Here is a 7,622-nt window from a genome sequence, read left to right on the forward strand (position 1 = left end):
GGATGGGGGAACCATTCCCTTACTGGAGGAGTTTCGAAGCCGACACAGGATTTTGAGACGATGACCCGCAACACGGGCGAAAAGGCAGAAGGGCTGGCCATCGAGGTCAGGCGCCAGTTGGGTGCCGAGGCGGTGACCCGCTTTCTACGCACCTTGCCGGCCTTCCGCACCGAGGCCGACATTCCCGACCGGCTCCGAGAACTGCTCGACCGCCTCGATGGGGCGGAGCGCGGTGACATCGGCTGGCGCCGGCGTTAACGCAACAATCGATCTTGGCAGCAAACCTCCTATCGGCAATAGCCGGGGAGAGCCGAACCATCTAAGGATAGATGTGTTGTGGTTCAAAATGGAGGACGTAGTGGGCAAGGTTTCGATCACCTCATCGCTGATGGCGCTTGTCGGCCTCGGCGCCATCACCTTGGCGGCTTTTCCGGCACAAGCAGACAATCTGCAGCTGCAATTGGGCAAACATGGCCCGCGGCTGAAGCTCATGGAAGATTGCGACCCCGCCTATGACGATTGCGAAGGCCCCCGTCGCGACGACCGGCGCGACCGCCGTCAACGAGGCTGCACGGAGGACCGGGCCCTCGACAAGGCAGACCGAATGGGCATCCGCCGCGCAAGGATAGAGTCCGTCGGCCGCCGGGAGATCACAGTCCGCGGCAGACAGGGTGGCGACCGCGTGCGCGTGACTTTTGGCACCGAGCGCGGCTGTCCCATCCTCGATCGCGAATAGCGATCGACCCCAGCGGAAAACCGACGCTCAGAATCATCAGCAGGTCGAACCGGCGGTTGGCAGGCTCGACCGCCGGGCCACGCGACAATTACGCACAGTAATTTTGCGTGATGTCGCCTTGCGGCGGCGAGGCACCCCGCCTATGCTTCCTGATGAACATGATTTCCCCTGAGACGGTCGCCAACAGCAAGCGCGCCTGGCTGAAGATTCTCGCCCGCTACAAGAAGCCTGACAGGCGGCGCAGCACCGTCGAACTCGCCATCACTCTCATTCCATTCGCCATACTCTGGGGCCTGTCCTCGGCGGCCTATGCCTATGGCCATTGGTGGGGACTGATCCTCATCCTTCCCGCGGCCGGGTTTCTGGTGCGCATCTTCATGATCCAGCACGATTGCGGCCACGGCTCCTTCTTCGCCAATCGCTACGCGGACGACTGGATCGGCCGCGCGCTCGGCATCCTGACGCTGACGCCCTACGATTGCTGGCGGCGCGCCCACGCGACCCACCACGCCAGCGCCGGCAATCTTGACGAACGCGGCATGGGCGACATCCGGACGCTGACCGTTGCAGAATACCGGCAGATGTCGTGGCGAGGCCGCCTTGCCTATCGTCTCTATCGCCACCCGCTGGTGATGTTCGGGCTCGGTCCGATCTGGCTGTTCATCTTCGAGCAAAGGCTGCCCGTCGGCATGATGCGCGGCGGCCTGACCCCTTGGGTGTCGTCGATGACCACCAATCTTGGCATCGCGGTCGCAGCAGCCATCCTCATTTGGTTCGTCGGTCCCGGCGCGTTCCTGGTGGTCCACCTGCCGATCGTCATCCTCGCCGGTTCGGCCGGCATCTGGCTGTTCTATGTCCAGCACCAGTTCGAGGAAACGGAATGGGCGAAGGATGTCGACTGGGAATTCCAGCACGCTGCCTTGCACGGATCGTCCTATTACGACCTCCCGCCGGTGCTGAACTGGTTCACCGGCAACATCGGTGTCCATCACGTCCATCACCTCTCCGCCAAGGTGCCGTGCTACCGGTTGCAGGAAGTGCTGCGGGATTATCCCGAGCTGCGCGACATCGGCCGTGTCACGCTGCTGGAAAGCCTGCGCTGCGTTAAACTGGCGTTGTGGGACGAGAACCGCCGCAAGCTGGTGTCGTTCCGCGAGGCACGGGCGGCGGCTTAAGCAATTCCAGCAGAAGTGGTGAACGGTTTCCAGGGAAAGCGCGTAGCGTTTTCCCTGGGGCAATTGCGTCAAACCAAGAAAAGTAAAACGACCGCCAGTCTATAGGCACCGCGCCTGGAGCTCCTATCAGGCAGCCCTGATCATGTCGGCGGCCTTTTCGGCGATCATGATGGTTGGCGCATTGGTGTTGCCACCAATCAGTGTCGGCATCACCGAGGCGTCGACGACACGCAAGGCTTCAAGCCCGCGCACCTTGAGTTGCGGATCGACCACCGCCATCTCGTCGACCCCCATCCGACAGGAGCCGACCGGGTGATAGACCGTGTCGGCGCGGGTACGGATATGGGTCATCAGATCGGCATCGCTTGGCTCGCCGGCGATGTGCATTTCCTTGTGCCGGTAGCGCGTCAGCGCCGGTGAAGCCAGCACCTGCCGGGTGATCCTCACGCCTTTCAACAGCAGCTCCGCATCGCGCTGGTCGCCGAGAAAGCGCGGATCGATGCGCGGCGCGGCAAGTGGATCGGCACTGGCCAGCCCAACCTCGCCACGCGAGTGCGGCCGCAATATGCAGACATGACAGGAGAAGCCGAAGCCGTAGTGCAGCGTGCGCGCATGGTTTTCGACCAGCCCGATGACGAATTGCAGCTGCAGGTCAGGGCGCTCAAGCGCCGGGTCGGATTTGACGAAAGCGCCGCTCTCGGCCGCCGGCGAGGCGATCAGCCCGGTCCCATCCCGCCGCCACTGCGCGATATGCCGTAGGAAACCCAACGCGCCGCGCGGGCTCATGCCAAGCATATCGGTGTCCTTCGATCTCCAGCCGACGATGAAATCGAGGTGGTCCTGCAGGTTCTTGCCGACGCCCGGCAGTTCGTGGACGACGGGAACGCCATGCACGGCAAGTTCGGCCGCCGGGCCGATACCCGACAGCAACAGAAGCTGCGGCGAACCGAAGGCACCGCCACACAGGATCACCTCGCACGACGCCTGCGCCACTGCCTCGCCTTTGCGTGTCCGGTAGCGGATACCGGTGGCCCGCTTGCCGTCAAGGACGATGCGTGTGGCGTGCGCCCGCGTGATCACGGTCAGATTGGTCCGCTGCATCACCGGATGGAGATAGGCGGCGGCAGTCGATCAGCGCTCGCCATTACGGGCGCCACCGGCAAATTGGGTCACCTGGAAATAGCCGGCGCCCTCTTGTTCCGGTCCGTTGAAATCGTCCGAGGCGCGAATCTGGTTTTCGGCACAAGCCTCTATGAAGGCCTTGGCGATTGGCCTCGGCGAGCGCTGGTTCGACACTTTCAGCGGGCCGTCCCCGCCATGCAGGGCATCAGTGCCGCGCTCATTGCCTTCGGCGCGCCGGAAATAGGGCAGCACCTCATCCCACGACCAGCCCTCACAGCCCAGATCGGCCCATTCGTCATAGTCGCTGCGATGGCCTCTGACATAGAGCATCGCATTGATGGCGCTGGAGCCGCCCAGCGCCTTGCCGCGCGGCTGGTAGCCGTTGCGGCCGCCAAGACCTTGCTGCGGCACGGTTTCGAAGGCCCAGTTGTTGATCCTGGGCCGGCCGGAAAGCATACCGATAATGCCAGCCGGAGCGCGGATCAGCATATCCCTGCCCTCGCCGCCAGCTTCGATCAGGCAGACCGTTTTCGAGGGATCTTCCGAAAGCCGTGCGGCAAGCGCACAGCCGGCGGACCCACCGCCGGCTATGACATAGTCGTAACGCATGAAGACCCCTCCCCGATCATTCCGGATTTTCCATCCGGAAGCTCAAGAGAAGGCTTGAACAGGGGGCGTTGTAAAGACGCGCGGAATTACCGCAACGTCAGCTGCTGCGAACGCGCCGCCAGGAGTATTTCGGGCCTTTTGGTTCCGGCACGGCGGCTGGCTGGTAGTAGAGCCCCAATCCGCCGGTGCGGCCCTCCTCCAGACGCTTCAACAGCACGGGGTTCGATATCTCGAACTCGTCGAAGCCCAGGCGCAGCATATGCGGCAGTTGGTCGACCAGTACCTGGCCCGTGGCGCGAACGGCACCTTCGAAATGGTAGCGGCCGCGCAGCAGTTCTCCCTTGGAGAAGGAGCGGCCGTCGCTGAAGGCCGGAAAGGCCAGCGCCACCAGCGACAGCTGGTCGAGCAGGTCGGCGATCTTCTCGAGCTGATCACCCGGCTGCAGCAGGACGCCGAGCCGTTCCTTGGCCGAGCGGCGCACCTCCGGATCGAGATCGAGGAAGACTTGCAACGGCAGGATGAAGCGGCCGTTGCCGGACAGCGCATCGGCGCTTTCGGCATGCGTCCACTCATCCTCCTGAAAACCCGCAGGGGTCCAGAGCCGGGTCTCCGGTGTCGTCGGTCCAGTCATCAAAAAGTTCCTAAACAGTCAAACGAAACCAAGGATGTGTTGAGATTCAGGTCAGGCTGCGCCGAAAATGGCGGCTTCCGAGAACCGGAGCGGAGCATACTTGAAGTACGTGAGCACCGGAAGCGCAGGAAGCCGCCGTTTGCAGGCCAGCCTTACCTGAATATCAGCATATCCTAAAGGGATGCGTCGGTCAGCGACTTCTCCAGCCCCGACAGGTGAATGCCGCACTCGGTCTTGGCATGACCGGCCCAGCGGCCGCTGCGCGCGTCCTCGCCCGGCTGCACCGGCTGCGTGCACGGGAAGCAGCCGATCGACAGATAGCCATAAGCGACCAGCGGATTTTCGCGCAGCGCATGCGCGCGCATATAGTCGGCCTGGTCCGATGTCGTCCAATGCGCCAGCGGATTGATGCGGATGCGCGGCCCGACCGCCTCGAACACCGGCAGCGCTGCCCGCGTCGCGGCCTGAAAACGCTTGCGGCCAGTGAGCCAGGCACGAAATGGCGCGACACCGCGCGCCAGCGGCTCCACCTTGCGCACGTCGCAGCAGGCATCGGTATCGCTTTGGTGCAGATTGCCCGTCGGATCGATCCGTTCGAGTGCTGCTTCCTCGGGTTTGATCACCCTTATGTTGGTCAGCCCGAAATCGGCGGCAAGCGCATCGCGATAGCCGAGCGTCTCCTCGAAATGCTTGCCGGTGTCGAGGAAGATGACCGGCAGCGTCCGGTCGATCTTGGCGATCATGTGCAGCAGCACGGCCGAATCCGCGCCGAACGACGACACCGCCGCGATCTCGTCGAGGAACAGTTCGCGGGCCGAGCGTTCGATGATCTCGAGCGGCTTCAGATGACCATAGAGCGCATCGAGCCCCGCCGCTTTGGCGGCGATGCCGTCATCGACGTCTCCAATACGGTCAAGCGGCCTTGGCTTCGCCAGCATAGAGCGCCTCCTTGAACGGCGCGGGACCGACTCGGCGGTAGGCGTCGATGAATTTCTCTTGTGGGTCGAGCCGAAGGCCGAGATAGGTCTCGACGATCTGTTCGATGGCGTCGGTGATCTCTTCCGAAGAGAAGCCGCGGCCGATGATCTCGCCGACCGAGGTGTTCTCGTCGGCCGAGCCGCCCAGCGTCACCTGATAGAGTTCGGAGCCCTTCTTCTCGACGCCGAGGATGCCGATGTGGCCGACATGGTGATGACCGCAGGCGTTGATGCAGCCGGAGATCTTCAGCTTCAGTTCGCCGATCTCGCGCTGCCGCTCAAGCGAGGCGAAGCGGCGCGAGATTTCCTGCGCGATCGGGATCGAGCGCGCCGTGGCCAGCGCGCAGTAGTCGAGGCCCGGGCAAGCGATGATGTCCGATATCAGGTTGGAATTGGCCGTCGCCAGGCCGATGCCGACCAGCGCATCATAGACCGCCTTGAGGTCGGCGCGGGCCACATGCGGCAGGATCAGGTTCTGCTCATGGCTGACACGCAGCTCGTCAAAGCCATATGTCTCGGCGATGTCGGCGATTGCGTCCATCTGGCTGTCCGAGGCGTCGCCGGGCACCTCGCCGATGCCCTTCAGCGAGATCGTCACAGCCGCATAATCGGGATGGCGGTGCGTCACGACATTCTGGTCGAGCCACTCCGAGAACCCCTTGGAATCGAGCCGCGCCAGCTTGACCGCCTGGTCGCCTTCCGGCCGCTCAGCGAGTGCCGGTGGCGCGAAATAGGCCTCGATGGCGCGGATATCGGCTTCCGGCAGCTTCAGCTGGGCGTCTTTCAACTCTTGCCACTCGGCCTCGATTTGGCGGGTGATCTCCTCGACGCCGGTCTCATGGACGAGGATCTTGATGCGCGCCTTGTACTTGTTGTCGCGGCGGCCATAGAGGTTGTAAACGCGCAGGATCGCCGTGCAGTAGGACAAAAGGTCGGCTTCCGGCAGGAAGTCGCGAATCTTGCGGGCAACCATTGGCGTGCGGCCCTGGCCGCCGCCGATATAGACGGCGAAACCGAGTTCGCCGGCGGCGTTCTTCCTCAGGTGCAGGCCGATGTCGTGGGTCTGGATGGCGGCGCGGTCGCGCTCGGCCCCCGTCACCGCGATCTTGAACTTGCGCGGCAGGAACGAGAATTCCGGATGCACCGACGACCACTGGCGCAGGATTTCCGCGTAGGGACGCGGATCGGCGACCTCGTCGGCGGCAGCGCCGGCGAAGTGGTCGGCGGTGACGTTGCGAATGCAATTGCCGCTGGTCTGGATGGCGTGCATCTCGACGCTTGCGAGATCGGCCAGGATCGCCGGAATGTCCGACAGCGCCGGCCAGTTGAACTGGATGTTCTGGCGCGTGGTGAAATGGCCGTAGCCCTTGTCGTATTTGCGGGCGATGTGGCCGAGCATGCGCAACTGCTTGCCGTTCAGCGTGCCATAGGGCACCGCGATGCGCAGCATGTAGGCATGCAGCTGCAGATAGACGCCGTTCATCAGCCTCAATGGCCGGAACTGGTCCTCGGTGATCTCGCCGGCAAGACGGCGCTGCACCTGGTCGCTGAACTCGGCGACGCGGGCCTGGACAAAATCGTGGTCGAACTCATCGTAACGGTACATGCTTGGTCTTTCAGGGCGCGTCCGCCCATGCCTGGTGTCTTGGTTATGCTGCCCGCGCAGCCTGCTTGCCGAGATCGTTGCGGATGGTCGGGCCGGCGGCGCGGATCTTCTCGCGCAGCCGCACCGGTTGGACGACGCCGTTGACGACTTCGGCGTCGATCAAATTGACGTCGACCACTTCGTTGGCGGCATAGGCCTTGGCGCCGATCGCCTCGAGCCTGTCATCGGCTGCCTTGTCATGGGCGAGGTCGGCATGATCCACCGTCTCGGCCCAGCCGCCATCGGCGTACCAGACGGCGATGCCGTCGGTGAGGCGGTTGGCGGTCAGTATCTTCATTGCTGAACTCCTTCGGCGACCGAACTGGACGCGCCTTCATGCCTGTGTGCCGCCAGCGGCTCGGACCGTTCAAAGTTGGCGCCGGCGACCGCATCGCCGATGATGGTCATGACTGGGCCGGAAAGATCGGCGCGCGCTTCCAGCGACGGCAGGTCGGCAAGCGTGCCGTGGAAGCGCCGCCGGTTGGCGAGGCTGGCATTCTCGACCACGGCCACCGCAGTGTCCGGCGACAGACCGGCCTCGATCAGCCGTCCGGCAACCTCGGCCGCCACCGAGCGGCCCATATAGACGGCGACGGTGGCGCCCGAAATCGCGAGCTTGGCCCAGTCGGGCAGCGAATTGCCCTTGAGGTCGTGGCCGGTGGTGAACACCATCGACGAGGAGACACCGCGCACGGTCAGCGGCAGTTCGCAATCGTCGGCGGCGGCA

The 7,622-nt window shown here is 63.8% G+C and carries 8 protein-coding genes and 1 pseudogene; 3 read left to right on the forward strand and 6 right to left on the reverse strand.

Annotated elements, in window-relative coordinates; genetic code table 11:
• Positions 1-60: 60 nt before the first annotated feature.
• From EN991_RS15285 to EN991_RS15295, 3 genes are all read left to right on the forward strand, one after another.
• Entirely contained in the window at positions 61-258 is a 198-nt protein-coding gene (locus tag EN991_RS15285; protein WP_024502834.1) for a hypothetical protein, read from the forward strand.
• A 100-nt stretch (positions 259-358) separates the two neighbouring features.
• The gene (locus EN991_RS15290) at positions 359-736 is read left to right on the forward strand and encodes a hypothetical protein (protein WP_245460974.1); all 378 of its coding nucleotides are present in this window, start codon (positions 359-361) and stop codon (positions 734-736) included.
• 152 nt (positions 737-888) lie between these two features.
• Positions 889-1,911 carry a fatty acid desaturase gene (locus EN991_RS15295; protein WP_013529567.1) on the forward strand — a complete coding sequence of 341 codons (1,023 nt, stop codon included), beginning with the start codon at positions 889-891 and terminating at the stop codon, positions 1,909-1,911.
• Positions 1,912-2,037: 126 nt separating this feature from the next.
• Here EN991_RS15295 and EN991_RS15300 read toward each other — a convergent pair.
• From EN991_RS15300 to EN991_RS15325, 6 genes and pseudogenes are all read right to left on the reverse strand, one after another.
• Positions 2,038-3,642: pseudogene (locus tag EN991_RS15300) on the reverse strand (GMC family oxidoreductase N-terminal domain-containing protein).
• 97 nt (positions 3,643-3,739) lie between these two features.
• Positions 3,740-4,273 carry a DUF934 domain-containing protein gene (locus EN991_RS15305; RefSeq protein WP_127369057.1) on the reverse strand — a complete coding sequence of 178 codons (534 nt, stop codon included), beginning with the start codon at positions 4,271-4,273 and terminating at the stop codon, positions 3,740-3,742.
• A 173-nt stretch (positions 4,274-4,446) separates the two neighbouring features.
• Positions 4,447-5,211, reverse strand: coding sequence for a phosphoadenylyl-sulfate reductase (locus tag EN991_RS15310; RefSeq protein WP_024502838.1), 765 nt, complete (start codon positions 5,209-5,211; stop codon positions 4,447-4,449).
• Positions 5,186-6,856 (reverse strand): nitrite/sulfite reductase, encoded by a 1,671-nt coding sequence (locus EN991_RS15315; protein WP_027161320.1) that lies wholly within the window; start codon positions 6,854-6,856, stop codon positions 5,186-5,188. The genes EN991_RS15310 and EN991_RS15315 overlap by 26 nt, the downstream gene beginning before the upstream one ends.
• Before the next feature lie 43 nt (positions 6,857-6,899).
• Entirely contained in the window at positions 6,900-7,193 is a 294-nt protein-coding gene (locus EN991_RS15320) for a DUF2849 domain-containing protein (RefSeq protein ID WP_013529562.1), read from the reverse strand.
• The coding region (locus EN991_RS15325) for an SAM-dependent methyltransferase (protein WP_245460975.1) at positions 7,190-7,622 on the reverse strand (433 nt) is incomplete at its 5' end. The genes EN991_RS15325 and EN991_RS15320, both read right to left, overlap by 4 nt.

Origin of the sequence: Mesorhizobium sp. M7A.F.Ca.US.005.03.2.1, assembly GCF_003997795.1 — a bacterium.
GTDB lineage: Bacteria > Pseudomonadota > Alphaproteobacteria > Rhizobiales > Rhizobiaceae > Mesorhizobium > Mesorhizobium ciceri.

Bases quoted from the DNA above. Each gene is read 5' to 3' on its own strand.
- EN991_RS15305 (WP_127369057.1), bottom strand. From the start codon at position 4,273: ATGACTGGACCGACGACACCGGAGACCCGGCTCTGGACCCCTGCGGGT.
- EN991_RS15295 (WP_013529567.1), top strand. From the start codon at position 889: ATGAACATGATTTCCCCTGAGACGGTCGCCAACAGCAAGCGCGCCTGG.
- EN991_RS15320 (WP_013529562.1), bottom strand. From the start codon at position 7,193: ATGAAGATACTGACCGCCAACCGCCTCACCGACGGCATCGCCGTCTGG.
- EN991_RS15285 (WP_024502834.1), top strand. From the start codon at position 61: ATGACCCGCAACACGGGCGAAAAGGCAGAAGGGCTGGCCATCGAGGTC.
- EN991_RS15310 (WP_024502838.1), bottom strand. From the start codon at position 5,211: ATGCTGGCGAAGCCAAGGCCGCTTGACCGTATTGGAGACGTCGATGAC.
- EN991_RS15315 (WP_027161320.1), bottom strand. From the start codon at position 6,856: ATGTACCGTTACGATGAGTTCGACCACGATTTTGTCCAGGCCCGCGTC.